The organism is Candidatus Izemoplasmatales bacterium (genome assembly GCA_041649275.1).
In the GTDB taxonomy this organism is placed as follows: domain Bacteria; phylum Bacillota_I; class Bacilli_A; order Izemoplasmatales; family Hujiaoplasmataceae; genus UBA12489.
Genome location: JBAZNL010000003.1, coordinates 16,899 through 41,839, shown reverse-complemented (window position 1 = coordinate 41,839; position 24,941 = coordinate 16,899). Strand labels below are relative to the sequence as shown.

At 64.3% G+C, this 24,941-nt stretch carries 21 protein-coding genes; 7 read left to right on the top strand and 14 right to left on the bottom strand.

Going from position 1 to position 24,941, the window contains the following annotated elements:
- Nucleotides 1-3: 3 nt before the first annotated feature.
- Both WC509_03780 and WC509_03775 read right to left on the bottom strand, forming a co-directional pair.
- Nucleotides 4-456 carry an NAD(P)H-dependent oxidoreductase subunit E gene (locus WC509_03780; GenBank protein MFA5006572.1) on the bottom strand — a complete coding sequence of 151 codons (453 nt, stop codon included), beginning with the start codon at nucleotides 454-456 and terminating at the stop codon, nucleotides 4-6.
- A 297-nt stretch (nucleotides 457-753) separates the two neighbouring features.
- Nucleotides 754-1,578 carry a purine-nucleoside phosphorylase gene (locus WC509_03775; protein ID MFA5006571.1) on the bottom strand — a complete coding sequence of 275 codons (825 nt, stop codon included), beginning with the start codon at nucleotides 1,576-1,578 and terminating at the stop codon, nucleotides 754-756.
- A 56-nt stretch (nucleotides 1,579-1,634) separates the two neighbouring features.
- On the opposite strand from WC509_03775, the gene WC509_03770 reads away from it, so the two are divergent.
- Nucleotides 1,635-2,123: a DNA-deoxyinosine glycosylase gene (locus WC509_03770; GenBank protein ID MFA5006570.1), complete on the top strand. Its 489-nt coding sequence runs from the start codon at nucleotides 1,635-1,637 to the stop codon at nucleotides 2,121-2,123.
- Here the strand turns inward: WC509_03770 and WC509_03765 are convergent.
- Nucleotides 2,109-2,912 (bottom strand): hypothetical protein, encoded by an 804-nt coding sequence (locus tag WC509_03765; GenBank protein ID MFA5006569.1) that lies wholly within the window; start codon nucleotides 2,910-2,912, stop codon nucleotides 2,109-2,111. The genes WC509_03770 and WC509_03765 overlap by 15 nt on opposite strands.
- Before the next feature lie 195 nt (nucleotides 2,913-3,107).
- Here WC509_03765 and WC509_03760 point away from each other — a divergent pair, with 195 nt between their 5' ends.
- From WC509_03760 to WC509_03750, 3 genes are all read left to right on the top strand, one after another.
- Nucleotides 3,108-4,205: a hypothetical protein gene (locus WC509_03760; protein MFA5006568.1), complete on the top strand. Its 1,098-nt coding sequence runs from the start codon at nucleotides 3,108-3,110 to the stop codon at nucleotides 4,203-4,205.
- Complete coding sequence (locus tag WC509_03755; GenBank protein ID MFA5006567.1) at nucleotides 4,202-5,389, top strand: DUF819 family protein; 1,188 nt, start codon at nucleotides 4,202-4,204, stop codon at nucleotides 5,387-5,389. The genes WC509_03760 and WC509_03755 overlap by 4 nt, the downstream gene beginning before the upstream one ends.
- 268 nt (nucleotides 5,390-5,657) lie before the next feature.
- Complete coding sequence (locus tag WC509_03750) at nucleotides 5,658-6,800, top strand: hypothetical protein (GenBank protein ID MFA5006566.1); 1,143 nt, start codon at nucleotides 5,658-5,660, stop codon at nucleotides 6,798-6,800.
- An 85-nt stretch (nucleotides 6,801-6,885) separates the two neighbouring features.
- Here the strand turns inward: WC509_03750 and WC509_03745 are convergent, their stop codons facing one another.
- From WC509_03745 to WC509_03730, 4 genes are all read right to left on the bottom strand, one after another.
- Nucleotides 6,886-7,593, bottom strand: a complete 708-nt coding sequence (locus WC509_03745) for a CBS domain-containing protein (protein MFA5006565.1) — start codon at nucleotides 7,591-7,593, stop codon at nucleotides 6,886-6,888.
- 8 nt (nucleotides 7,594-7,601) lie between these two features.
- Nucleotides 7,602-10,484: a PAS domain-containing protein gene (locus WC509_03740; GenBank protein ID MFA5006564.1), complete on the bottom strand. Its 2,883-nt coding sequence runs from the start codon at nucleotides 10,482-10,484 to the stop codon at nucleotides 7,602-7,604.
- Between the two features lie 145 nt (nucleotides 10,485-10,629).
- Complete coding sequence (locus WC509_03735; protein MFA5006563.1) at nucleotides 10,630-11,130, bottom strand: GNAT family N-acetyltransferase; 501 nt, start codon at nucleotides 11,128-11,130, stop codon at nucleotides 10,630-10,632.
- A gap of 64 nt (nucleotides 11,131-11,194) precedes the next feature.
- Nucleotides 11,195-13,198 carry an InlB B-repeat-containing protein gene (locus tag WC509_03730; protein MFA5006562.1) on the bottom strand — a complete coding sequence of 668 codons (2,004 nt, stop codon included), beginning with the start codon at nucleotides 13,196-13,198 and terminating at the stop codon, nucleotides 11,195-11,197.
- A 310-nt stretch (nucleotides 13,199-13,508) separates the two neighbouring features.
- On the opposite strand from WC509_03730, the gene WC509_03725 reads away from it, so the two are divergent.
- On the top strand, nucleotides 13,509-14,819 hold the full coding sequence (locus WC509_03725) for a hypothetical protein (GenBank protein ID MFA5006561.1): 1,311 nt from the start codon (nucleotides 13,509-13,511) through the stop codon (nucleotides 14,817-14,819).
- Between the two features lie 80 nt (nucleotides 14,820-14,899).
- Here WC509_03725 and WC509_03720 read toward each other — a convergent pair whose 3' ends face one another.
- Together WC509_03720 and WC509_03715 are read right to left on the bottom strand one after the other, a co-directional pair.
- Nucleotides 14,900-16,108, bottom strand: a complete 1,209-nt coding sequence (locus WC509_03720; GenBank protein ID MFA5006560.1) for a DUF438 domain-containing protein — start codon at nucleotides 16,106-16,108, stop codon at nucleotides 14,900-14,902.
- Nucleotide 16,109: 1 nt separating this feature from the next.
- On the bottom strand, nucleotides 16,110-16,337 hold the full coding sequence (locus WC509_03715; GenBank protein MFA5006559.1) for a DUF1858 domain-containing protein: 228 nt from the start codon (nucleotides 16,335-16,337) through the stop codon (nucleotides 16,110-16,112).
- Nucleotides 16,338-16,524: 187 nt separating this feature from the next.
- On the opposite strand from WC509_03715, the gene WC509_03710 reads away from it, so the two are divergent.
- Nucleotides 16,525-17,634 carry a hypothetical protein gene (locus tag WC509_03710; GenBank protein ID MFA5006558.1) on the top strand — a complete coding sequence of 370 codons (1,110 nt, stop codon included), beginning with the start codon at nucleotides 16,525-16,527 and terminating at the stop codon, nucleotides 17,632-17,634.
- A gap of 84 nt (nucleotides 17,635-17,718) precedes the next feature.
- Here the strand turns inward: WC509_03710 and WC509_03705 are convergent, their stop codons facing one another.
- Together WC509_03705 and WC509_03700 are read right to left on the bottom strand one after the other, a co-directional pair.
- Complete coding sequence (locus tag WC509_03705) at nucleotides 17,719-18,516, bottom strand: ABC transporter permease subunit (GenBank protein MFA5006557.1); 798 nt, start codon at nucleotides 18,514-18,516, stop codon at nucleotides 17,719-17,721.
- Entirely contained in the window at nucleotides 18,513-19,388 is an 876-nt protein-coding gene (locus WC509_03700) for an ABC transporter ATP-binding protein (GenBank protein ID MFA5006556.1), read from the bottom strand. Before WC509_03700 ends, WC509_03705 begins: the two co-directional genes overlap by 4 nt.
- Before the next feature lie 119 nt (nucleotides 19,389-19,507).
- On the opposite strand from WC509_03700, the gene WC509_03695 reads away from it, so the two are divergent.
- Nucleotides 19,508-20,230: a 4Fe-4S binding protein gene (locus WC509_03695; protein MFA5006555.1), complete on the top strand. Its 723-nt coding sequence runs from the start codon at nucleotides 19,508-19,510 to the stop codon at nucleotides 20,228-20,230.
- Nucleotides 20,231-20,413: 183 nt separating this feature from the next.
- Here the strand turns inward: WC509_03695 and WC509_03690 are convergent, their stop codons facing one another.
- Genes WC509_03690 through WC509_03680 form a run of 3 tightly spaced genes read right to left on the bottom strand, consistent with a single transcriptional unit; the run spans nucleotide 20,414 to nucleotide 24,892 of the window.
- The gene (locus WC509_03690; GenBank protein MFA5006554.1) at nucleotides 20,414-22,435 is read right to left on the bottom strand and encodes a GH32 C-terminal domain-containing protein; all 2,022 of its coding nucleotides are present in this window, start codon (nucleotides 22,433-22,435) and stop codon (nucleotides 20,414-20,416) included.
- On the bottom strand, nucleotides 22,432-23,400 hold the full coding sequence (locus tag WC509_03685; GenBank protein ID MFA5006553.1) for a carbohydrate kinase: 969 nt from the start codon (nucleotides 23,398-23,400) through the stop codon (nucleotides 22,432-22,434). Before WC509_03685 ends, WC509_03690 begins: the two co-directional genes overlap by 4 nt.
- Nucleotides 23,393-24,892, bottom strand: a complete 1,500-nt coding sequence (locus tag WC509_03680) for a hypothetical protein (GenBank protein MFA5006552.1) — start codon at nucleotides 24,890-24,892, stop codon at nucleotides 23,393-23,395. The genes WC509_03685 and WC509_03680 overlap by 8 nt, the downstream gene beginning before the upstream one ends.
- Between the last annotated feature and the right edge of the window lie 49 nt (nucleotides 24,893-24,941).

The window sequence follows — 24,941 nt, the reverse complement described above, 5'->3', positions numbered from 1 at the left end:
GTCTCACCCCCGGATGTCCGCGAGGATCGCGCGGACCTTCTCGGCCGTCAGGCCGGCATGGAGTTCGCCGTCGATCCGCATCGCCGGACCGCGGTCGCAACAGCCCAGGCACGAGGAGGTCTCGACCGTGAACTTCCCGTTCGCTGTCGTCTGCCCGGCCTTGACGCCGAGCAGTTCCTCGATCGTGCGGAGCACGTCGAAATCGTCGCGGACGTGGCACGGCACGTCCTTGCAGACGCGGATCACGTGCTTCCCGCGCGGCGCCTGCGAAAAGAACGAATAGAACGAAAGGACCGCGCAGACGCGGCTTTCGGTAACGCCGAGATGGCGCGCGATCTCGCGCGCCTCTTCTTCGGACACGAAGGTCCGGTCGTTTTCCGCCTGCAGTTCGAGCAGGATCCCGATCAGGCGGTCGGGCTCCTTCGGCGTCCTCGCGAGGATCTCGCGTAGCGGCATGTCGCTCCCTTCCGGCCGCGATGCGGCCTCCGGGGGATCCTTCCGCACGCAAAAAAGCGGGGATCCCGACGGATGTTCGGATCCCGGTCCGCGTCCGGAGCGATCACCGAAGGAAAGCTTCTCCGGGGCGGATGCGGGATGTCATGCGGTTGTGCGATGTTCGAGGTTGTTCGCCTTGCTTTGGCGCGCATTATACGTTGAATATCGAAAATTGTCAACCTTTCCCAGGGAATATTCATCGATTTTCCGTAAAAACCGTACCTCTGTCGAAAAAAAAGACCCACCGTGAAAGGCGGGTCATGGATGCAGGCGCGAAACGACGTCGGAAAGGATCGCGGTGAGACGGCCGGCGGCCGTCCCGGCGACCTCGAGGACCTCCTCGTGGGTGAGCCGGCCGGGGCGGATGCCCGTGGCCATGTTCGTGAGGCAGGCGATCGCGAGCACCTTCATGCGCATGTGCGAGGCGGCGAGCGCCTCCGGCACCGTCGACATCCCGACGGCGTCGGCGCCGAGCATGCGGATCATCCGGATCTCCGCGGGGGTCTCGTACGATGGTCCGGTCCACCAGGCGTAGACGCCCTCGCGCAGGACGATCCCGAGGCGGGCGGCGGCCGCCCTCGCGAGCTCGCGCAGGCCGGCGTCGTAGATCTCCGAGGCGTCTGGGAAGCGCGTGCCGAGTTCTTCGACGTTCTTCCCGACGAGCGGATTTCCGCCGGTGAGGTTCAGATGGTCGGAAAGGACCATCAGTTCCCCCGGGGCGAACGCCGGGTTGACGGCGCCGCAGGCGTTCGTGAGGACGAGGGTCTCGACGCCGAGCAGGCGGAGCGCCCGGACCGGCAGGACGACGTCGGCGAGCGGATAGCCGTCGTAGAGATGGAACCGGCCCTGGACGACGATCGCCTCGACCGTTCCGAAACGGCCGGCGACGATCCGGCCGGCGTGGCCGGCGACGCGCATCTCGGGGAAGTGGGGGATGTCGGCGAAGGAGACGGCGCGGACGTCGGCGAGGCGGTCGGCGAAGGCGCCGAGCCCGGAGCCGAGGACGACGGCCACCTTCGCCTTCGTGCGCAGGCGTCCGTCGAGGAAGGATGCGGCTTCGCGGATGCGTTCGATCTCGGTCATGGGACTCCTTTCGATCTCGGGGACGGATCATGGTATAATGGGTGTCGGGTGATACGATGGAACGGATCGCGCACGGTTTTCCGCCGGTCGCAAACGAAGACAGCGTCGTCCTCGTGCTCGGCAGTTTCCCATCCGTCAGCTCGCGGGCGGAAGGCTTCTTCTACATGCATCCGCGGAACCGCTTCTGGCGGATCCTCTCGGACGTCTACGGCGACGATTTCGTGAACGCCGACAACGAGGGGAAACGCAGGCTTCTGGCGGTGCACGGGATCGCGCTCTACGACGTCGTCGAGGAGTGCGTCGTCGAAGGTTCGGCGGACGCCTCGATCAAAGACGTCGTCTACGCCGACCTCGACGCGATCCTCGCGGGTACGGGGATCGGCCGGATCCTGCTGAACGGCGGGACCGCCGCGAAATGGTTCCGACGCGGCCATCCCGAACGTACGACGATGTCCGTGGCGCTCCCGTCGACCTCCCCCGCGAATGCGGGAACGTCCTACGAAAAGCTCCTATCGATCTGGAGAAAGGCTCTACTGGACGAGTGAATCGTCCCTTCCCGCGGCCGCCCTGGCGGTTTCCGCGGGTCTTTTCTTTTCCGAAGGAAGCTTCTCGAGGTCGATGAAGTACTTCTCGATCGCGAGGTTCAGGTTGTCCTCGCCCTGCAGGAAGGCGACCGACAGCTTGACGATCTTCTCCTCGAAGAGGACGAGCGACAGGTAGAGCAGGAAGACGATCATCCCGACGTAGAACCACATCTCGAAGAGACCGCTCTTCCCGAAGAAGACGAGCGCGAGGAGCGATCCGCCCCAGGTCGCGGCGATCATCGCGTAGATGACGCGGCGCAGGCGCGGGTTCTCGCGGCTGACCCAGAGGGAGAACGGCACGAACGCGCCGCAGACGCAGATCGCGTGCAGGATCGCGGTGACGAAGTGCAGCACGTGCCACGTCGGGTAGACGTCCCTGAGCGCCGGGATCAGCGCCGTCGCGACGAGCAGGACGACCGCGAGGAAGAGGAGCACGTTCTTCCACTTCTTCCCGGGGAGATAGTCCTCGAGGCGGAAGAGGGCGAGGATCGCCGCCTGGATCGCGGTTCCGGCGAGGATCGACCAGACGATGAAGAAGAGCCGGTAATCGAAGAAGTTCCCGATGTTGGAGAAGGTGTAGAGGAACGGATCCTCGAGAGTGCCGAAGACGACGGTCGTGAGGAGCGCGAGCAAGAGCCCTCCCATCACCGCCGTGCGGAGCCGGCGCTGACGCGTCAGTTCGCATTGCAGCCCCAGCATGTTCTTCCGGTCCAGTTCCTCGCGGATGGCCTTCCTGTCGATCTCGATCATGTCCGATCCCGCCTTTCATCCATCAAGTATTATACCATCGATCCGGCCTCCGTCCATCCCCGTTTTTCACGCCTGCGCATTCCCGCGGACGTTCCTTTTTCACGAAATCGCCGCAACCGCGATCCCGCAAAGCCTTGTGATGGTCCGAAGGTTTTGCTATAATGGGACGGTAACGACGCTTCCGGAGGTAAACCCATGATCGAACGCGTCCGGACCCCCGGCGACATCCGCCGCTTCGTCCGGTTCCAGATCGACCTGTACCGCTTCGATCCCCATTTCGTTCCGCCGATCCTTTCCGTCTTCACGAAGGAGATGGATCGCGAGATCCTGAAGGCGCGCCGCGCCGTCGGTCTGCTATGGACCGCGGAGGGGCGCGTCGAGGGACGCCTCTTCTACGCGTTCGCGCACGACGAGAAGCACGGCCGCGAAGTCTGCTGGTTCTCGAACTTCGAATGCGTCGACGACCAGGCGGTCGCCGACGCGCTCTTCGGGGAGATGGAGGCCGACATGCGGACCCGCGGCGTACTCCACGCCGAGGGCACCTACGCCCCCCACGATCCCGACACCCGCCGCGGGATCCTCGTCGACGGGTTCGACGACGACCCCGCCTTCCTGACCTCCTACAACAAGCCCTATTACGCCCGTCTCCTCGAAAACGCCGGATATGCGAAGACCGTCGACACCGTCGCCGTCGCCGCCGAGGGCACCGCGGCGAATTACCGGACGCTTTCCGCGATCGCCGAACGCTTCGACCGGAAGCACGACGTGCGGATCGACGCGCTCTCCTGGCGGAACCTCGAGCGCGACCTCGACGACGTCCACGCGATCCTTGCGCGCGCCACCACCGAGATGAACTACCAGCGCGCCCCGTCGCTCGACATGATCCGGTCGGTCGCGGAAAGCCTCCGCCTCTTCCTCGACCCGAAGCTCGTCCTGATCGCGCGCCGGGAGGATTCCGGCGAGGCCGTCGGCTTCGTCTTCGTGATGCCCGACTTCAACGAGGTCCTGAAGCGGACCCGCGGCCGGATCCGGCCGCTTGCCTTCCTGATCCTCCGAAACCGGATCCGGCGGGTGCGCGGCACGCTCCAGTACGTCGTCCCCGAGATGCAGAACACGGGGCTCGTCTTCCGCATGTACTTCGCGGTCTTCGAACGGATGCGCGAGCGCGGGATGACGCGCCTCGAGGGGGGCACGATCGTCCTCGGGAACTTCAAGTCGTATGCCACCTTCCTCAAGCTCGGCGGCCGGATCGCCAAGACCTTCCGGCTCTACGGAAAGGACCTGACCCCATGATCTACAGCCTCGTCCAGCTCGTTTTCATCTTCCTCGTCCCGATCCTCATCATCCGCGGATCGAAGTTCCGGCTGACGCGGATCTTCGGCACGATCGGCACCGCCTACCTCGCCGGCATCGCCGTCGCCCTCGTCGTCTTCGCCCTCCGCAAGCTCGGCGTCGACATCGTCGTGGACGCCGCGATCGGCGAGATCGGGAGCCACGCCGCGATCGGCGTCGGAATCCCGCTATTGCTCTTCTCGTCGAACCTGCTCGAGGCGCGCAAGCTCTCGAAGACCGTCCTGCTTTCCTTCGCCTCGCTCCTCGTCTCCGCGCTCCTCGTCGCCACCGTCGCGTTCTATGCGATCGGAAGGACGATGGCGAACGGCGCGGTCCTCGCCGCGATGTCGGTCGGAGTCTATACGGGCGGGACCCCCAACCTGAACGCGATCGCGAACATCTTCGGGCTCGACGCCACCGCCCTCGGCCTCGCCAACCTCTCCGACATGATCGTCGGCGCCGTCTTCTACGTCTTCCTCCTGGTCGCGGCCAAGCCGCTCGTGGCGAAGATCCTGAAGCCGTCCCGTCTGGCGTCGTACATGAACTCGCCGGCGGCGATGAAGAACACCGAGGAGATCGATCTGAAGCGCTTCCGGCCGACCCGGCGGCTGTTCCTCGTGATCCTGGTCGCGTTTTCAATGACGGCCGTCTCGGCCGGCGCCGGGATCCTCGTCTGGGTGCTTCTCGGCGCCGTGCAGGGTCGGATGACGGACTACGTCGTGCCGGCGATGATGCTCGGGGTCACCGTCCTCGGGATCCTCGGCTCGTTCAACCGCAAGATCCGGAGGACCGAAGGAACGAACGTCGTCGGCCACTACCTGATCCTCGTCTTCTCCTTCGCCCTCGCCTCCTCGCTCGACCTCACGAAGGTCTCGACCGGGTTCGGGATGAACATCCTCTTCTACGGCGTGATCACCGTCGGGATCTTCGCCGTCCACGTCCTCTTCTCGAAGCTGCTCGGAATCGACGCCGACTGCGCGATCGTGACCGCGACCGCCGGACTCTACGGTCCCGCCTTCATCCCGGCGGTGACGAAGCAACTCCAAAACGACGCCCTCACCGTCCCCGGACTCGTCTGCGGGTCGATCGGCTATGCCGCCGGCACGTTTCTCGGAGTCCTGATGGGGCTCCTCTTCATGGTCTGAACAAGCACAAGGGAGCGCCGCGGATCCGTCCGCGGCGCTCGTTTTGATATCGGTGCCTGATGTCGACGGCTTCTTCCGGCATCGGCTTCGACGCCTCGCCGATCGAAATCTAAAAAAGAGGATTCTTCCTTCGATTTTCACGGAAGCCGTTGCATGGACGGCCGATCGGTGGTACGATGAATCCAGTGGACCCGCATCGGAATGGTTCTAGACGGAAGAACGCACGTTCGTCGGCCGATCCGACCCGTTCACGGAAGGGCGGATGGCCATGCGAAGACTGCTTCTGACGTCGCTTCTCCTGATTCTGGTCTCGACGCTTGCCGGATGCCCGCCCCTGACGACGCGATCTCCGTACGACGGATGGCTTGCGGAAGACGTCCTCGTCGACCGGCTGAACGGCCTGCAGGACGAGTTTTCCGACGGGTACGCCGCGATCGTTCGCCGCGAGATCCGCGTCACCGACGCGGAAGCGGCCGTGACGGCGGAACGGCGGACGTTTCTGGCGGTTTTTTCCGACGCGTCGTCCCTGCCGGACGAACTCTTCATCGCCGACGGCGCCCGTGACGTCGGCGACTCCGGAGAGGTCGCGCTCACCCGACCGAACCGGTGGCGTACGGTCGACGGCGTCCTCGCCTGGCAGCGGCATGTCGACCCCGTGACGTACATCGGTCCGGCCGAAACGTCCATGGATGCGCTGATGGGCGAACACGGATGGAACTTCCTCCGCTTCGCCGTCTGGGACGATTTCGGCGAGGTGACCCGGAAAGACGATTCCGACTGGGAGTTCGAGGTGGAAGCGGGCGTCGGCTCGATCCTTGCGGATCCGGTGTTCGCCGCGATGGAAGCGGAGTATGCCGAGGAACTCGCGCACCTGGATCCGGCGGGATCCTCGGGCATTGCCGCGACCTTCCTGTTCTCCACGGCAGGCTGGTCAAGTCAATCCGCTTGCGTCGGGCTGACGTTCACGCTCACCCTCGACCTCGATCCGGCCTATGATCCGGCACGCGACGAGATCGTCGTGACGCTCGAGATCACCTGTCAGCTTGACGGCGAGGAGACTTCCTACGCCGAACGGTACCGCGTGTTCGACGAGCCCTTCGTCGCGAGCGATCCCGCGTTCTTCCCGGAGAACCAGGGGGTCGTCGTCGTGAACTCCTGGGTCTTCTTCGACGCGTCGCTCCTCGGCGGCGGGTGCTTCCGCTCCTTCCTCGAAGCGGGGGCCTACGGACTCACGGCCGACGAGCCGAACGGCGATATCCCCGTCTCCATCGTCGGAGCCGACGGGACGGCCATCGCGATGGCGGACGCCAGGTTCGCGATCGCAGTCGAACAGGCTTACGATTTCTGCGTCACCGCCTACGAGGATCCCTGGGTCGTGTTCCTGCTGGTCGAGGCTGACGTCGCCGAGTGACCCGCCCGGCCCATTCGCAAAGGGGCTGCATCGATTCGGACCATCTCGGATCCGTTTCGATGCAGCCCCTTTTGATTTTCGGTTTCTAGGCGGCGACGACGTCGCCGTCGAGGATGTCCCACGGCGTGATCAGACCGAGGATCCGCTCCTCGGGCACCCCGTGCTCGGTGACGAAGATCATCTTCGTCTTGCGTCCGCCCTTCGGCGTCGCGCCGAAGAGTTCGATGAGTTCCTCGAGCGGCGTCGTGCGGTCGACGAAGAGGTAGTTCTCGACGTGGGCCGCGAGCGGCAGGTACCGTTCGAAGTCGCGCATCGTCGTCTTCGGACCGACCGCCAGGACCTCCGTCCCCGCCGCCTGGGCGAACAGGGTCGTGCCGCTGAAGACGCCGAGGATGCGCCCGGAATCGTCGAGGACGGGGACGTGCGAGATGTTGCGCTCGAGCATCGCCGCAAGCAGCGGCTTCACCGGCGAGGTGATCCAGGCGAAGAGGATCCGTTCCTTCAGCACGCAGACGTCGATCGCGCGGCGCGGGCGCTTCAGGCCCTCGATCGCGCGTTCGAGGAAGCGGATCGCCTCGTCGCTCACGATGCAGGTGGTGATCGTGTCGGTGCGCTTGTCGTGGACGATGTAGTTGCGCAGCTCGCGGATCGCCCGCAGGTTCTTCGCCGTCTGGCCGCCGACGCGGTTCTCGTGGAAGTAGACCGCGCTCGCGTTCGGTTCGAGGCGGTAGCGGATGCGGAGGAGGTCCTCCAGTTCGTTGTACAGGCGTTCGAAGAATTCGTTGTTTTCCATGGCCCCTCCTAGAAGTCGCCGCCCGGCAGGACGACATTCAGGAAGAGGTCGTCGAGTTCGGGATCGAACTGCGTGCCGCGGCCTTCGCGCATGCGTTCGACGGCCTCCGCCTTCGAAAGCGACATGCGGTAGGGCCGGTCTGCGGTCATCGCCTCGTAGGCGTCGGCGATCGAGATGATCCGGCTGAAGAGCGGGATCGCGGTGCCGGCGATCCCGCGCGGATAGCCCTTGCCGTCCCAGCGCTCCTGGTGCGAGAGCGCGTATTCGGCGAGGTCGGAATACTCGTCGGCGGCGCGGAGGATCTGGTAGCCGATCTCGGTATGCTTCTTCATCACGTCGAACTCGGCCGGTTCGAGCCGGCCGGGCTTGTTCAGGATCTCGTCGGGGATCGCGATCTTCCCGATGTCGTGGTAGAGGCCCGCCATCTCGAGTTCGCGCTGTTCCTCGGAGCGGAGCGAGAGCGCCCGGCCGATCGCGCCGCAGAGGCGGCTCACGCGTTCGGAGTGGACCTTCTCCTTGGCGTACTTGTCGGTGAGCGTCTTCAGGATCGCCTGGATGGCGCGGTTCCGGACGCTCGAGCCCTCGGAGATCTTGTGGGCGTACATGTCGTTCTCGGCGAGCTTGAGGACCTCGTCGATCGACGCCGAGGTCGCGTCCTTGATCGCGTAGCCGACCGCGAGCGAGAGCGGCACGTTGTTCACGTGCTCGCCGGCGACGGCCGTGCGGAGCGCATCGGAGAAGGCGGCGATCTCGACCTCGCTGGCATTCGGGAGGATCGCGGCGAATTCGTCGCCGCCGATCCGCGCGATCACGGCGGACGTCGGGGCGACGCGCTCGAGGATGTGGGCGATCTTCTTCAGGGCCTCGTCGCCGAGGTCGTGGCCGAAGGCGTCGTTCAGGATCTTGAGGCCGTTGAAGTCGGACATGACGACGCCGAGCGGATAGTGGTTCTCGTTGTCCATCGCCGCGAGCCGTTCGACGAAGTGGCGGCGGTTGTACAGTCCGGTCATGAAGTCGTGGATCGACAGGTATTCGATCTCGCGCTGCTTGAAGTTCTTCTCGGTGACGTCGCGGAAGACGAGGACGACGCCGGAGAGCGAGCCGTCGACGTCGATGATCGGCGCCGCGGAATCCTCGACGTAGTAGCGCGACCCGTCCTTCGCGACGAGGATCGTGTGGTTCTCGAGTTCGAAGCGGCGGCCGCTCTCGACGACCCTCCGCACCGGATCGACGGCCGGTTCGCCGCTGGCTTCCTTGACGAGCGCGAAGACCTCGTCGAAGCGCCTGCCGATCGCCTCGGCGGCGGTCCAGCCGGTGAGTTTCTCGGCGACCACGTTGAAGGCCGCGATGCGGCCGTCGTGCCCGGTCGAGACGACGCCGTCGCCGATCGAGAGCAGGGTCGCCTCGGCGCGCCGCTTCTGGAGCGTGAGCTCGTCGGCGCGGCGGACCAGTTCCTGTTCCATCTTCACCTGCTCGGTGATCACTTCGGTGTAGATCACGATCCCGCCGACCGTGCCGTCGTCCTCGAACCACGGGCGGCATTCCCAGCGGGTGTAGTCGACGGTGCCGTCGGCGCGATCGTAGCGGTCGCGGTCGGCGGAAAGGACCTCGCCCCCGAGGCAGCGCCGGTGGACGGCGCGCCACTTCTCCGGCAGGTCGGGGAAGACGTCGTAGTGGTGCTTCCCGATCAGGTCGCGGTCGAGGACGTGGTACTGCTTCTTGTAGTTGTCGCTCACGAAGAGGTAGCGGAGGTCGCGGTCGTGGACCGCGATCGCCGAGTTGGAATGCTCGATCACGTACTTCATCAGGTCGTGGGAATGGAGCAGCCGCCGTTCGGCGAGCTTGAGCGCGGTGACGTCGCGGCCGACGCCTACGGCGCCCGCGACTTCGCCGTCCGTCCCGAGGATCGGCGAGAGCGACGTCTGGAAGAACCGTTCGCCCGCGGTTCCGGCGATGTGCCAGTCGTAGACGACGCCTTCCCCCGCAAGCACGCGGGCGAACGCCTCCTCGTGGGGCTTCGCGGCGGTTTCGCCGAACACGTCGCGGGCCGTCTTCCCGAGGAACTGGCTCGGCGTCACGCCCTCGTCCTTCATCCATTTGCCGTAGATCGCGGTGTGGCGCTGCTCGAGGTCGAGTTCGTAGATGATGTCCGGAGCCGACGCGACCAGCCGCACGAACTTCGCGTTCTGCTGGTGGAGCCGTTCGGCGAGGGTCATCTCGAGCGTGATGTCGGTGTGGGTCCCGCTCATCACCGTCGGCTTTCCCCTGCGGGTCCGCTGGACGACGTTCCCGCGGTCGAGGATCCAGACCCAGTGGCCGTCCTTGTGGCGCAGCCGCGATTTGTGTTCGAAGAATTCGGTCTCACCGGCGAGCACGGCGTCCACCGCCTTCTGCGAGGAGACGGCGTCGTCGGGATGGGCGAGGCGGAGCCAGGTCTCGTTCGTGATCGGCCGGAGTTCGTCGAGGCGATATCCGAGCATCGCCGCCCAGCGCTCGTTGTAGGTCTTGACGTTCGTGCGCAGGTCCCACTCCCAGGTGGCGATTCGGGAGGCGTCGATGTAGCGCTTCAGGCGGACGCGGCTCTTGTCGCGCTGGTCGAGGACGACGTAGAGGACGCCGACGAAGACGAACTGGAGGAGCGACTCGCGCACCGCCGCCGCCGGGAACTCGCCGATCAGGAGACCGTCGAAGAGCACGTGGACGAACGCGAAATAGACCGCGACCGGGATCAGGTAACGCCTGAGCCAGAACGCGACGACGATCAGGATGAAGGTGAACGCCTGCATCACGACGGTGTGGTAGTCGTGGTAGTAGTCCTCGAAATAGAGCACCGCCGTCATGGCCCCGAGGAACAGGACGACGAGCGCCGGCTTCCAGTACCGTTTCAGCATGCTCCGAGCACGACTCCTTTCGGACGCGGCGGAAGGACCGCCTTTTCCATCATTATATCAAAGACGCGGCGCTTGCGATACCGTTTCCCGAATATTCGCCGAAAAACGAAGAAACCCCCCTTGTTCAGGAGGGTTTCGCCCGGAATCACGGTTTCAGGCGTTCGTACCAGTTGGAGATGCCGTCCTTACGGACGAACCGGAATCCGGCCTTCGCGAGGACGCGGTCGGAGGCGGGATTGTCCTCCTCGGTCGCGGCGACGATCTTGTCGACGAGGCCGCTTGAAAAGGCCCGCCGGCACATCCCGTCGGCCGCCTCGGTCGCGTAGCCGCGGCCGCGGAAGCGTTCGTCGATCCCGTAGCCGATCTCGACCGTCCGGTCCGCCGGCGGCCGCTTGAAGTCGATCGAGCCGGCGAGGCATCCGGTCGCCTTCTCGACGATCAGGTAGAACGTGTGCCATGCGGCGTTCTCCGGATCGGCCAGAACGCGCTCCGCCTGCTTGCGGACGATGGCTTTGAAGAAGTCGGGCTGTTCCTCCCACGTCGGGCTGGAAAAGCGCGCCGCGAGGCGCTCCGGGTCGTCGGCGTACCATCTCAGTTCCTCGACCGTCATCGGATGCAGGGTCAGTCGTTTCGTCTCGAAGTCCATGGGATCCCTCCGTTCACGACCATTATAGCACGGCCGGGCGGTTTCGCGCCGCCCGGCCATGGGATCATTCGATCGTGAAGGTCGACGTCGTCGTGCCGTAGAGGTAGATCGAGACGACGTAGACGCCCGGTTCGGTCAGGGTGACGCCGCTTCCGATCGCGACCTCGGGGCCGCCGTCCTTGGAGAGCCAGAGGGTCGCGTTCCACGTCGTCGAGACGACGACGGCCTTGTCCTGATAGGTCGCGCCGTCGGCGACGCCCTCGATCACGCCCTGCGGTTCGAGGATGACGACCTTCTGCCAGAAGGCGATGCCCGCCTGCCGGACGTAGTAGACGCCGGGGGCGGTCAGACTGAAGTTGCCGACGTACTCGACCGCCGACGGCGTCTCACCGAAGGTCGTCACGACGTGCACGACGTTCGGACTCGTGTAGACGGAATAGCCGGATCGGCTCGACGTGAAGTCCTCGTATTCGGTGTAGGACGGTCCGGTCTCGTAGGATGCGCCGGAGAGGTCCTCTTCGAAGAGGATCGAGGAGATCGTCGCGGAGTAGCAGGTCCGGCCGTCGACGATCGCGTAGCCGCGGACGTAGAGGGTCCGTTCGACGGTGGGGAGGGTGTAATCGTCCTCGTTCGCAAAGCCGTTCGTCTCATCGAGGTCGCCGCCCGCGCGGCGATGGACACCCTCGCGTCCGAGCTCGAGGTACGGCGTCGCGGTCGAGAACAGCACGCCGTACTCCTCGATGTGATAGTCGTACTCCTCGGCGAACGGCAGGGTGATCCCGTAACTCGCGGTGACGTGCCATTCCCCGAGCTGCACCGAGGTTGCGAAGCCTTCGTAGGCGACGACGGCGGGGCTGTTGCGGAGGGTCAGCTCGAAGACGTGCAGATACCGGACGCCGGTCGCGGTGTCGACGACGAACATCGACCGCATGCCGCTCTGCCGGATCTGTTCGTAGCTGTGGTAGGGATTGGTCCCGAGGAAGGCTTCGTAGCCCTCGGCGACGGCGACGTCGAACATCGCCGGGCGGTAGGCGGCGGTGCCGTTGTCGATGTAGTAGCGGCCGCCTGAGACGATCCCTTGCAGTCCGACCGACTGCGCCGAACCGACGAGCCGGGCCGTGTCGTAGGAGACGATCTCGCCGTAATAGAGGTCATGCTCGTAAAGGGCGTAGGCGCGCATCGTGTAATGCGTCTCGTCCGCCAGCGGCAGCGTGTCGGCGGCGAACCAGATGATCGCGAGGTCGTTCTCGTCGAACTCCGCGATCGGATGGACGATCACCCCATCCTCGAAATAGCCGGGCGTCCCGTCGGTCGTCGAGTAGACGAGGCCGAACTCGAGCGGCCGCGACTCCTCGTCCGTCAGGGAATACGCGAACCCCATCCAGAGCGAGTAGATCTGGACGGGAAGGTCTCCTTCGATCCGCGACGCGTCACCCGGGGCGCAGTTGATGAACAGGTCGGAGCCGTCGTGTTCGACGACGACCGGATTCCACTTCACATAGAGCGTGAGGTCGGCCGTGACGACGTCGTCCTCTTCGCTCCAGGGGGTCGTGCAGGCGGCGTCGCGGCACCAGCCGCCGAACGCGTAGTCGTCGAGGAGCGGTTCCGCCGGGAAGTCGGCGATCGGTTCGCCGTGGGCGACGGAACGGGTGATCGGGGCCGTCATCGGCGCGCCGTTCAGATCGAAGGTGACGGTATGGGAGACGGACGCGCCGACCGCGGTCAGGGTGATGGTTCGGCTTTCGTCGAAGGCCGAACCGACGGTCGCGCGGATCGTGACGGTGTAGACTTCCCCTTCGACGATCGTGATCGAGTCGCCGTCGAGGTCGACGGGCGTCCCGTCGGAATCGATCGCGGTCAGTTCGATCGATACTTCGTAATAGGCGGCGTAGGCCTCGATCTCGGCGCGGTTGAAGGGGATCTCGTAGACGCCGGCCGGGATGTCGGCTTCGTCGATTGCCTCGATCGAGAGGTTCGTCAGGTCGGGCAGGGTGGTGGTTCCGCCGCAGGCGGTCAGGACCAGGGCGGAAAGCAGGATCAGGATCATCGGGGGGAAGCGTCTGGGCATTCGTGGAGTCCTCCAAGTTCAGTCGCGCGCAGTAAAAAAAAGCCGGCCGTCGCGTCGCGTTGCGACGGCTATCGATCCGTGAATCGGATGATGATTCGATTATATGCGGAAACTCCTTCTCCGTCAACGGGGGGAACCCGACTTTCGCGCCGGAAGCCGCCTTTTCCATTGAAAATAAGCAAACGTTCCGACAAAGATTCGAGGAAACCTCTTCCCATCCTGATGGGATGGTGATATGATGAATGCAACGGTGAATGGGTTCAAGACAGATGAACGTTACGGAGGGCATCCCCCCCCCCAGGAGGAACCGATGAGAAGACTTCTGACGATCGCGATGCTCATACTTATGCTCCTGGCATCGAACGCGTGCGCGAAGACGCAACTTTCGAACGATTATTTTCCCAACCCCACGGAGGACTCCTGGGAAGACGCGCGCGTTGCGTTCAGTGACAACATCAGATGGGTCAAGGATCACCTGAAGACGTACTTTCCGCTCGACTTCGTCGATCGATACAATTGGATTTACGACGACGATTCCTACATTCACGCGCAGATCTGGGACCGCGACGTCGTCTGGCGCCACGAGTTCTACAACTACCATCTGACCGACGACCGCGACTTCCTCACCACGGCGCTCGGCATGTATGAGTTCCAGCTGGGCTGGGTCGAGGGCGGGGATTGCGAGGATCCCGAAGAGGGCGTCCCGTGCTACCGATATCTGGATAACGTCGAGGGTGCGTACAGCGGCCTCCTGTTCTACATGGACGGCGATTCGCTCTTTGTCGATACTCTCCGTACGGTCAACGGGATCTGGCGGAATCGGACGATCTTTTCGTTCTACGCGCTGTTTCCGTCGTCGATTCCCAACGTCATGGAGATGACGATCCTGGTCTCCAAGGTCGGCGCCCCCGGCTACGAGACGATGTCGTACACCAAACTCATCCGGGGCGAAAGCGAGGAGTCCTATCAATGCGTTTCCTGCGATCCCGACGATCCCGAGGAGGGATATCTCCAATATTTCAGAAGCGAGTTCAACGACCTCGATGAGCGCGACTTCGACGACGGCACGATCGGCCGCTATCTCGAGATCGCGATCGGACCCGATTTCATGAACGGCAGGATCTACGACGACGATACCGGCGAATACTACCGCTTCCGAGGAACCGAAACGGGACTAGAGCCATGGACGTACGAGCGATACATCCGGAACACGAATGTGGTCAGTTACACTGAACACAGTGGTTTCCAGGTCAACCTCGCGGAGGTCCCCGGCTGGGACAACATCCGGAAGGTCGAGGACGAGATCGGGTCCTATCGCCTTTACGACGGCGACGTCCTGCTCTCCGGCGACGAACGGATCCGACTCGAATACCTGGTCGGCGAATATCCCTATTTCGAATACGTTCACTTCGATCACGCGACCTCGATTCCCGACGACATCCCCACTCTCGGCGTCATCGGCCTGTCCTCTCCGTATTCCCGGGCTTACTTCGACGAACGTTTCGCCGCCGGGGCAGAACTGTACGCGCAGGCCTTCACGGTACTTGGGTTCGACGTGGCGTACGAAGAGAACTACGCGCGGTTTCAAAACAAGCTGATGACCAGCGTGTTTCCGAAGTGACCGCCTAAGCAAGCGCTCCAATGACAAGAATAGCGGAGATCCTCGCCATCGGGCGGCGGATCTCCGCTTTCTTCATCGTCTCATTTCGACACGAGCCGCTTCTCGCCCTGGAGTTCGACGATCGGCTGGATGTCCTGGGTGACCTCGAGGGTGCCGAGGTACTTGCCTTCCTTGTTCCGCACGGCGTAGTAGCGGATGTGGACGAAGCGCTCCTTCATCCGGATCCAGAAGTCTTCGTGGTCCTTCTCGCCCCTGCGGAAGCTCTCGATGATGCCCATCACGACGTGCACCGACTGCGGCGGATGGCACATCGAGACGGCGCGGCCGACGATCGTCTTCGGGCGTTCGAAGACGCGGTCGGCGCCCTGCGTGAAATACTTGACGCGGTCGTCGGCGTCGACGAAGGTGAGGTCGAACGGGAGCGCGTTGAACACGGCGTTCGCCTCCTCGGCGGTGAGGCTGCCGGCGTCGAACGGGATCGAACCGGCGATGGCGGGCGCGGCTTGTGGGGCGGTGCCGGCCTCGGGAGCCTCCTTCTTCCAGCTCTGCGCCGGCTTCTCGAGGAACCAGCCGATCTCCGGCGAGGCGCCGTCGATCAGGATCCAGTCGAAGAACGAGAGCGTCTCGACAAGCAGCGGCAACAGGATGTCGTTTTCCTTCTTGATCATGTCGCGGACGGCGGCGATGGCCGGCGGGATCGCCTCCTCCGCGGCGCCGTAGGGCGCCTTCGGGTCGGCGAGGATCTCCTGGACCTTTTTGATCATTCCGCGGATCTCGTCGTCCTTCGCCCACATCACCTTGGGCGGGGCGGTGATCCCCTTCTTCTCGAGGTCGGGGAAGAAGAGGTACTCCTTCCGGGCGTAGTGCCTGTGGATCTCGGCGAGGCGGTCGAAGCCGATCCGGAGCTTGAGGAGCTCGTTCGCGTCCCGGCGCTCGACGAACGGCTCGATCTCCTCTCGGATGAGGCGCTCGATGCGTTCGTTCTCCTCCCGGAAGACCTGGACCGGATGGCCCGGGATCGCGGTGCGGTCGAGGGTGCGGTGGATGTCGGAGATCGACCCGTCGAAGACGGCGGCGTGGACGTCGCAGAGGCGCTGGACCTCCTCGATCGCCATCCCCTCCTTGATCAGGGCGTTCTCCATCTGCGTGATCTCCTGGGTGGAGACGTCCTCGAAATGGGCCTTGAACTCGGCCTTGGCCTCCTCGAGGCTCTTTCCCTCGTGCAGGCCCCTGATGATCTTCTTGAGCAGTTCCTGGCGCCTGGCGGCGTTGTCGATGTATTCGGACACGCTATTCCTCCTTCACGTCGTAGCCGCGTTCGGAAAACGCGGCGACGACCTTCTGATAGTCGATGCCGCGGAGGGCGGCGCCTTTCTTCACGGTCATGATCCGGCCGACCGTCTGGAGCATGCCCGGCTTCAGGATCTCTGTAAACCCGAGTCCGGCGAGGATCTCGGCGACCGCCGGATCGTTCTTGACGAGCGATTGGACGCTTTGGGACAGGTCAATGGTCTTCATGGGACGCCTCCCTTCCACCTTCCATTATACCAAGACCGCACCCCCGCGCCTAACGATATCACCGAAACGTATGCACGCGTCGAATCGCTGTTCTTTTTCGGTGTCGTCTTGCATTCGTTCTAGCTTAGTGTTATGATGCAGATGTGAACGCGACGAGCAAGCGGACGCCGCGTTCCGGAGGTTCGCCATGCGGCGCGTACTTTCCTGTCTCCTCCTGGTCCTTTCGATCGCCTTCATCGGTTGCCGGCTGACGACCGACCCCTATGCGCACATGCTGCCCGGCGAAGCGCTCGCGGCGCGGATGGCGGATTTCGCCATTGGAGCGACGGACGGCTACGACGTCGTCGTGACCCGCACGATCGAACGCTTCACCGCGGACGGAGAACTTCCCGTCGAATCGACGGAATTCGGTCTTCGGTCCGAGGGCGCGGGACAGGCGGCCTCCGCATTCGTGCGCATGACGCGAGGCGATGCGGTGACGGCGGAGACGTTTTCGATGTGGCGCCTGCACGAAGGCGTGCCGGTGTTCTACCGTTTGGTCGGGTCGACCGTCTATGCGGACGCTTCCGAGACCACGCCGCAGGAGGCGCTCGCGGAAGACGCCTGGAACTTCCTTCCGCCCGCCGCCTGGCACGACTACGGCGACGTCGCGTTCATCGGCTCCGGGACGACCGCCATGACCTCGTCGCTGCCGATCGAGGCGCTTTCGGACGAATCCGCGTTCGCCGGCTACGCGGCGGCCTTCGCCGACGAACTCGCGCATCTGTCGGCTTCCGGTTCGTCCGGGATCGACCTCGACTTCTCCTTCTACCGGGAGGAGTGGCAAGGACCCGACGTCATTCGGATCGACATCGATTTCCTGTTCGACCTCGATCCCTCCTATGACGGCGAGACGACCCGCCTCAGAGCCTCCTTCCGATCCGACTTCGTCCTCGACTGCGACCCTCTCGAGTACCTCCGCGGCCGTATGGCGTACCACCCGCTCGTCGCTTCCGACCCGGCCTATCTGCTTTGGCGGACGGAGGAAGGCGCCCGCATCGAACTCGACGCCTCCGTCCTGTCCGCCAACCACATCCTCTTCTATTTCTCCGCCGGCACAACCCATTACGCCACCGTGAAAGCGGGAGCTCCCGCCTTCGTCGGCGAGTTCACCGACGCGGAGGGAACGGTGATCCCGGTCACGGACGGCGCCTTCACGGTCGTCCACGAAGGCCTGCACGTGTTCCGGATCGTCAGTTGCGAGGATCCGAACCTCACGATCCGGATCGCATGGGCTCCGGACGACCAGTTCTCCTGATTCGTGGTCGACGGTGTAGAAGGCATCGAAAACACATGAGGAATCCATAGGAGCATCGTCCCGATCGGGGCGATGCTCCTCGTTTCAGACGATGATCTCGCGGACGCGGAACGCGCGCCAGCCGGCGAGGAGTCCGGCGGCCGAAAGGCCGAGGAAGACGGTCATCGGGATCCAGGCGACCTCGAAGTCGGCCTTCAGGATCTCGAGCGGATCGGCGAAGGTGAAGGGCGTCAGGTTCCGGAGGAACTCGAGGACGGCGTCGTCGGCCATCAGCGAGACGGTGTAGAGGACGTACAGGACGAAGGGCACGGCGATCGCCACAAACGGCTTCTGGTTGGGTTTCAACAGCGCCGCCATCGCGAAGGCGAGCCAGACGAAGACGAGGAACACGAGCGCGTTCAGCGCCGTGAACCGGAGGAAGGGCGCCATGTCGATCGGCTCGCCGACGGCGAGGAAGGCTACGTAGCTCGACGCTGCGGCGACGGCCGAGAGGATCAGGACCTCGAGGCTCGCGCGCAGGAGCTTCGTCGCGAAGAAGGTCCGCCGCGCGATCGGCAGGACGTAGAGCGACTCGGCGGTCTTCTCGCGTTCGTCCCGGTTGATGGCGCCGAAGCCCTGCAGGGCGGCGAAGATCGACCCGAACAGCTGGAGCATCATCGCCCCCTCGGTCGCGTAGTATTCGACGATCGAGTCGGGGATCCCGCCGAACGCCTCCATCAGGTCCGCGAACTCCGGCGGGATCGCGGCGTACATGTCGATCACCATCGGATAGAGGGCGATCACGAGGACCATGCTCGCGGAGAGCGCGAAGGTCCAGATCAGGACGCCCCTGAAGCCGCGCTTCAGTTCCATCGTGAACAGCGTGGAATCGAAGATCCTCATCGTCCGTTCCCCCTCTCGTAGTGGCCGATCACGATCTCCTCGAGGGTCGCGTCGCGGATCACGACGTCGGTGAGCCCCGCGTCCGCGAGCAGGGAAAGGAGCGGCGCGGTCTCGCCGCGGTACTCGTAGTAGGACTCGCGCTCGTTTCCGCCCGTGCGCTCGAGTCCGGCGATGGACAGCTCGACGGCGGGGGCGACGACGAGGCGCTTGTGCTTGCGCTTGACGAGGTCGGCGATCGTCGTCGTGAAGAGGATCCCGCCCTCCTTCACGAGGGCGACGCGGTCGCACGCCTTCTCGACCTCGGTGAGGTTGTGCGAGGAGAGGAAGACGGTGGTGCCGCGGGCCTGTTCCTCGCGGAGCAGGTCGAGGAAGGTCCTCTGGACGAGCGGGTCGAGGCCGGTCGTCGGCTCGTCGAGGATCAAAAGCTTCGGCTGATGGAGCATGGCCGCGACGATCCCGACCTTCTTGCGGTTCCCGAAGGAGAGGGCGTCGATCCGCTTCCCGAGGTCGAGGTCGAGCCGTTCCGCGAGCTCGCGCATGCGGACCTCGGAGACGCCCCGCTCCCTGGCGAAGAAGCCGAGGACCTCGCGGACCTTCCGCTCCGGATAGTAGAACGATTCGCCGGGCATGTAGCCGACGGCGGCGTTGATCTTCTCCGAGTCGGGTCCGGGGGTCAGACCGAACGCCGAGACGGATCCGGACGTCGCCCGGATCAACCCGGCGAGGATCCGGATGAAGGTGGTCTTGCCCGATCCGTTCGGCCCGACGAAGCCGTAGACCTCGCCTTCGCGGACCGAGAGGGTCGCGTCCTCGAGACCGCGCGCGGTCCCGTAGTACTTCTTCAGATTCCTCGCGATGATGACGTCGCCCATGGTGACCTCCGAACTGTGCCTACATCACATTGTACTACGGAACGGATGCGGACGCGAGGTCCGGTTGTGATTTCGCCGCGATTCTGCTATAATCGGGGGGAGGAAGGACGGTGGTACCGATGTGGATCGCGCACGTCTGCTTCTCCCCCTGCGGCGAGACGAAAAGGATCGCCGCGCACTTCTACGCAAAGTGCGGCGGGATCTTCTACGACTTCACGGATCCATCGGTCCGCGACGCGTTCGACGTCGACGTCAAGTACGGGCTCATGGTCCTCTCGCTGCCGGTCTGGTCGGAATCGGTCCCGGCGGCGATGAAGCCGTGGCTGAAGCGCTTCAAGGCGAAACGCTACGTCCTCAACCTCGCCTACGGCGGAAAGGCCTACGGACGGGCGCCGGCGATCGCCGCCGACCTCGTCGGCCGCGACAAGGTCGTCGCCTGGAGCGTGACCGCGGTGAAGCACGCCTACTGCGAGGGCGAGGTCCCGATCGACTTCTCCCTATACGACCCGATCGTCGCCAAGGTGAACGGCGGCGACATGACTCCCTGTTCCATCCCGCGTCTGCCCTTCAATCCGTTCGCCTTCCTCTTCCCCGAGGGGCGCGCGAAGGCGAACGTGAAGATCGCAATCGACCTCGAGCAGTGCGTCCGTTGCGGCGAATGCGCGAAGCGCTGCCCGGTCCGGGCGATGACCGACGAGCCCGCGATCGGGAAGGGATGCGTCCGCTGCGGTCTGTGCGCGAAGGTCTGTCCCGTCGGGGCGATCGAGATGAAACTTTCGCCGATCCTTCAGAGTTATCTCAAAAACAGAACAACGGCCGGCGCCGTCGTCGTGACGCGCTAGCCGTTGTTTTTTCTATCGAGTTCAAGATCGGCTTCCATGGCCGCGCACTCGGGCGGCGGGGAGCAGCCCAGCCGGCCATCATCGCCCGGATCGCGGAGAACGGGAGGCCCGTCGACTCCATCGCGGGAAACCGTGCGCAGGAGATGAAAAGATCCATCCGCGGAACGGATGGATCGGGATGGTTCAGAGGACGATGTCGTACTGCTCGACGGCGATCGAAACGGCGGCGTCGGAGAAGAGCGTGACCTGCGTCTGGAATGCGTTCGGAAGCGCCGTCGCGGTGATCGTATGGGCGCCGCCGGCGACGAAGAGTTCGCAGGAGTACCGGTCGAGGATGAGACGCAGGACGACCTTTCCGTCGACGAGCGGACAGTCGACCGACGTCAGGTTGTTCACCGCGGTGGCGGCGTAGGCGGATGCCGTGACGCCGTGACGATCGAGCCAGACCTTCCCGTCCTCGTACCAGATCTTCATCGCGTTGCCGTTGCCGTCGTCGAAGACGCGCACGCCGGTCTTGCCTTCGCCCGGAGTGAAGGAGATCGTCAGATCCTGGAAGATGCCGTCGAGCCGTGCATCGTGGACGCTGGCGCCGGCGGGGATCGCAAACGCGTCGATCGTGGCGTTCGCATGGTAGTTCGCGATCTCGCGGATCGGCGCCTGGTAGAGGCGGTTGCCCTCAAGCCAGATCTCGCGCGGCAGCGTCAGGGCGCCGGCGATGCCGGTCCCGGCGTAGATCGGCCGGCGGTTCCAGCTCTGCATCCATGCGACGAGAACGGTCCTGCCGTCCGGCATCTTCATCGTCTGCGGCGCATAGAAGTCGAACCCGTGGTCGATCGTCGCGACGTCCTCGAAGTTCCAGTTCTCGAAGGCGCCGGTCGCGTAATTGAGGTTTCCGACGATGTAGACGTTGCCGTCGCCGTTCCGATGGTTCGGAACGGCCTGCGGGCTGACGATGATAACGTCCTTGTCGCCGAGGGTGACGAGGTCGGGGCATTCGAACATGATCCCGAGTTTCGACTGGTAGTTGCCGCCGTTGGCGAGGATCCGTCCGGCGTAGGTCCAGTCGGTCATGTTCGTGGTCTTGTACAAGAGCAGCTTCGAATACTGGTTGGTCGCGTTGCGGTTGGAGACGATCATGTAGACCGTCCCGTCCTTCTCCCAGACCTTCGGGTCGCGGAAGTCGGCGACGTTCGCATTCGCCGGCAAAAGCGATTCGCCGACGACGGGGTTGCCGGAAAACTTCGTGAACCGATAGCCGTCGGTCGACGAGGCGATCGCCTGGACCTGACGGCCTTCGGAAGCGCCGGTGTAGACGAGGTACAGCTTGCCGCCGAAGGTGATCGCCGAACCCGAAAAGGCGCCGACCGTCTCGTAGTCGTATTCCGGCGCGAGGGCGACGTCGTGGTATGTCCAGCGGATGAAGTCATCGGACGTCACGTGGCCCCAGTGCATCGGACCCCAGACCGTCTGGTAGGGGTTGTGCTGGTAGAACAGGTGGATCTTGTCGCCGAAATACGTGAATCCGTTCGGGTCGTTGATCCAGCCGGTCTCGCCGGTGACGTGGAAACGGAAACGGATCGAGGAAGGGGTCTTCCAGGCATTCAGCTTGATGTAGGTGTCGGCTGCTTTGATCATGTCGTCGTATGTGTCCAATCCCATGCGGATGTTGGTTTCCACCGCATGCTCCAGATGCGCGGCTTCATCGTCGATCGTGAAGTCGTCGAAATTGATGTGATCCGTCGGCGATGCGTCGGTAACGACGATCGCCAGTTTCCTTCCGAGATGCTCGGACAGGTCGAGATTGATGCGCTGATAGGTTTCGGTCACGTCCGGTTCGTCGTGGAACGGGTTGCCGGTACGGAGGAGTTCCGCGCCGGACTCGCCGTCGACGATCGCGACGTAGGCGTCGCTTCCCGCGGCGCCGGAGACCAGGAAGGAGACCCATGGGTCGGATAGGGTGAACGGTGTGGACGTGATCGAGCCCGTCCCGGGATCGGACCCGAGGACGTGCCACGTCCCAGCGGGGAGATAATAGCGGATCGCGTCGTAGTGTTCCTCGTCGGCGACGGTGAACGCGTCGCCGACGACGGTCCAGCCGGAAAAAGCGCCCGTCTCGAAGCCGCCGTCGATCGTCTCGACGACGGTACAGCCGGTCAGAAGCGCCGCGATCAGGATCGCGACGACGGACAGCAGTCGGCGAGTCATCGCGGTTCGCCGACTTCGGAGAACGACGGCATGGCGGGAATCGCGCCGTAGCGCGTGACGACGACGCTGGCGACGCGGTTGGCGAAGCGGAGCGCCTTCCGCAGGGCTTCCGGATCCCGTTCCAGACGATCGCGGTCGACGTCGCTATGCACGAGGGAATACAGGAAGGCGGCGATGAAGGAATCGCCGGCACCGGTCGTGTCGACCGTCTCGACCGGGATTCCGGGAACGTCGAAGCGCGACGCCCGGGTGAAGAGGGTCGCGCCGTCCGGACCGCGCGTGACGACGAGCAGGCGGACGTTTCCCCGGATCAGCGTTTGCCACGACGACTCGTCTGCGCCGCCGGTCAGGAAGGTCGCCTCGTCGGCGCCGACCTTGAGGACGTCGGCGTAAGGAAGGTACGTCCACACGATCCGCTTCAGTTCCTCACGGTCGGGCCAGAGCGCGAAACGGAGGTTCGGGTCGAACGAGACCAGCATCCTTCGTTGGATCGCGAGGCCGATCGCGCGGTCGTGGGCGGCGCGCACCGGCGCGTCGACGAGGTCGACGGAACAGAAATGGAGGATGTCGCGTTCGCGGAAATCGGCGGGGTCGATCTCCTCCGGGCGGAGCAGCATGTCCGCGGAGGGATGGCGGTAGAAGACGAAGTCGCGCTCGCCGTCTTCGGCGAGCGTCACGAACGCGAGACCGGTGTGCGCTTCGGCGGTGCGTACGATCGCGCCGCAGTCGACCCCGTTCTTCTCCATCACCGAACGGAGGAAGTCGCCGAACATGTCCTCGCCGAGTTTGGTGATCAGCTTGGCCTGACCGCCGAGGCGGGCGTACTGGACCGCGACGTTGGCGGGAGCTCCGCCGGGGTGGCGGACGAAGGCGTCGACGGATTCGATCGTGCCGGGTCTGTTTCCCGAGAAGTCGATGAGGAGTTCGCCGATCGCGAGAAGACGGCGTCCGCGACGCTCATTCATGGAAACGCACCTCGGCGATCGCGGCGTCGCTCCGCATTCCGAAGAATCCGAAGGGGTTGCCGGTGAGGTAGTACATCCGGGTGGTGAGGGCAAGCTCTCCGTCGACGTAGAGGGTCAGGCACTGATCCTGCATCAGGACCGTGACCGACAGCGTCTGGCCGGCGCGCATCGCGTAGGGGATCGAGATCTGAGGGGTGGATGAGGCGATCTTCGAAGGGATGACGTTGTAGAAGGCGATCGCGCCGCCGGCGACGTCGAAGACGATGTTGACGGGACCGTAGGCTTCGTCCTCGGCGTCGAACGTGAGCCCGAAGCGTCCGGATGCGGACCCGATCGTGGCGGTGAACGTCAGGCGGGTGGCCTGTTCCCGCAGGCTCTGGTAGATCAGGTAGTCATACCCGGCGCCGCTCTCGAAGGCGATCGCGTCCGCGGTTCCGGCCGCGCTGGCGCGGAGGACGGAATAGCCGACCTCGTGCGAAAGGGCCAAAATCGCTTCTGCCGTCGGCGCGGGGCGGAGTTCGCCGTTTTCGCGCTGGATCAGCTCGTGGGTGACGAGGTTGCCAGCCCAGGCGAATTCGCCGCCGTCGAAGTCGTAGGTCTTGGTTCCGACCCACCCGAAGGCGAAGAGCCGTCCGTATGCGGCTTCGATGCGTCCGGCATAGAAGCCGATCCCGTCGAAGGTGTCGACGTCCGGACGGATCCAGGGATCGGTGAGGTCGGCCTTGTAGCGGTAGTGCACGACCCGGTTCACGCCCTGTTCGGAATAGGACAAATACCAGTATCCCTCGTAGCGGATGAGGTTCGGGCACTCCATGTTCCAGGAACCGGCGTCGTTGCGGAAGAACACGCCGCGGTCGGTCCAGTACGACAGGTCGGTCGAGGTGAAGAGCTTGATCACGCCGTAGTTGTTGACCCGCGTCGTGACGAGCATCCACCAGCGGCTCTCGCTTTCCATGTACAGGACGTAAGGGTCGCGGAAGTCGTCGATCCCGCCGTAGAAGCCGTCTTCGGGGATCTTCGTCCAATGGACGAGGTCGGTCGAGGTGGCGTGCTGGATCATTTCCTTGTAGTCGACGTTGCCGGTGCCGTTGAACCCGGTGTAGAACGCGTGATAGAGCCCGTTCGGGTCGCGGATCACGGAGCCGGTGCCGAGGGCGAGGTCCTGGCTGGCATAGTCGTTCACGTAGGGGATCGCGACGCCGCGGTCGGTCCAATGGACGAAATCGGTCGTCTGCATCAGATACCAGGGATGGAAACCGCGCGCGCCGTCGCGCGCGTCGTGCAGATAGAACAGGTTGAGCTTCTCGCCGTCGAAGTAGGGAATCGGATCGCCGATGAAGCCGTCGGAATGAATGGGAAACAAGGCGAGTCCCTCCTGGTCGATGTCGGTCGCCGCGGTCGTCGTCGGCGTCCCCTGCGTCGTCACCCGGCCGCAGGAAAGAACACCGCCGAGGGCGAGGACGGAAAGGATGAGTGCGAGCGCTTTTTTCATGATGCCTCCCGCCCGAAGACGGGGGTCGGGACGTACCCGACCCCGGGCT

What these genes read in the sequence shown, in the direction of transcription:
- WC509_03755 (MFA5006567.1), top strand. Translation starts at nt 4,202, where the DNA reads ATGATCTACAGCCTCGTCCAGCTCGTTTTCATCTTCCTCGTCCCGATC.
- WC509_03680 (MFA5006552.1), bottom strand. Translation starts at nt 24,892, where the DNA reads ATGAAAAAAGCGCTCGCACTCATCCTTTCCGTCCTCGCCCTCGGCGGT.
- WC509_03695 (MFA5006555.1), top strand. Translation starts at nt 19,508, where the DNA reads ATGTGGATCGCGCACGTCTGCTTCTCCCCCTGCGGCGAGACGAAAAGG.
- WC509_03780 (MFA5006572.1), bottom strand. Translation starts at nt 456, where the DNA reads ATGCCGCTACGCGAGATCCTCGCGAGGACGCCGAAGGAGCCCGACCGC.
- WC509_03775 (MFA5006571.1), bottom strand. Translation starts at nt 1,578, where the DNA reads ATGACCGAGATCGAACGCATCCGCGAAGCCGCATCCTTCCTCGACGGA.
- WC509_03700 (MFA5006556.1), bottom strand. Translation starts at nt 19,388, where the DNA reads ATGGGCGACGTCATCATCGCGAGGAATCTGAAGAAGTACTACGGGACC.
- WC509_03715 (MFA5006559.1), bottom strand. Translation starts at nt 16,337, where the DNA reads ATGAAGACCATTGACCTGTCCCAAAGCGTCCAATCGCTCGTCAAGAAC.
- WC509_03740 (MFA5006564.1), bottom strand. Translation starts at nt 10,484, where the DNA reads ATGCTGAAACGGTACTGGAAGCCGGCGCTCGTCGTCCTGTTCCTCGGG.
- WC509_03685 (MFA5006553.1), bottom strand. Translation starts at nt 23,400, where the DNA reads ATGAATGAGCGTCGCGGACGCCGTCTTCTCGCGATCGGCGAACTCCTC.
- WC509_03745 (MFA5006565.1), bottom strand. Translation starts at nt 7,593, where the DNA reads ATGGAAAACAACGAATTCTTCGAACGCCTGTACAACGAACTGGAGGAC.
- WC509_03770 (MFA5006570.1), top strand. Translation starts at nt 1,635, where the DNA reads ATGGAACGGATCGCGCACGGTTTTCCGCCGGTCGCAAACGAAGACAGC.
- WC509_03705 (MFA5006557.1), bottom strand. Translation starts at nt 18,516, where the DNA reads ATGAGGATCTTCGATTCCACGCTGTTCACGATGGAACTGAAGCGCGGC.
- WC509_03735 (MFA5006563.1), bottom strand. Translation starts at nt 11,130, where the DNA reads ATGGACTTCGAGACGAAACGACTGACCCTGCATCCGATGACGGTCGAG.
- WC509_03765 (MFA5006569.1), bottom strand. Translation starts at nt 2,912, where the DNA reads ATGATCGAGATCGACAGGAAGGCCATCCGCGAGGAACTGGACCGGAAG.
- WC509_03730 (MFA5006562.1), bottom strand. Translation starts at nt 13,198, where the DNA reads ATGCCCAGACGCTTCCCCCCGATGATCCTGATCCTGCTTTCCGCCCTG.
- WC509_03750 (MFA5006566.1), top strand. Translation starts at nt 5,658, where the DNA reads ATGCGAAGACTGCTTCTGACGTCGCTTCTCCTGATTCTGGTCTCGACG.
- WC509_03690 (MFA5006554.1), bottom strand. Translation starts at nt 22,435, where the DNA reads ATGACTCGCCGACTGCTGTCCGTCGTCGCGATCCTGATCGCGGCGCTT.
- WC509_03710 (MFA5006558.1), top strand. Translation starts at nt 16,525, where the DNA reads ATGCGGCGCGTACTTTCCTGTCTCCTCCTGGTCCTTTCGATCGCCTTC.
- WC509_03760 (MFA5006568.1), top strand. Translation starts at nt 3,108, where the DNA reads ATGATCGAACGCGTCCGGACCCCCGGCGACATCCGCCGCTTCGTCCGG.
- WC509_03725 (MFA5006561.1), top strand. Translation starts at nt 13,509, where the DNA reads ATGAGAAGACTTCTGACGATCGCGATGCTCATACTTATGCTCCTGGCA.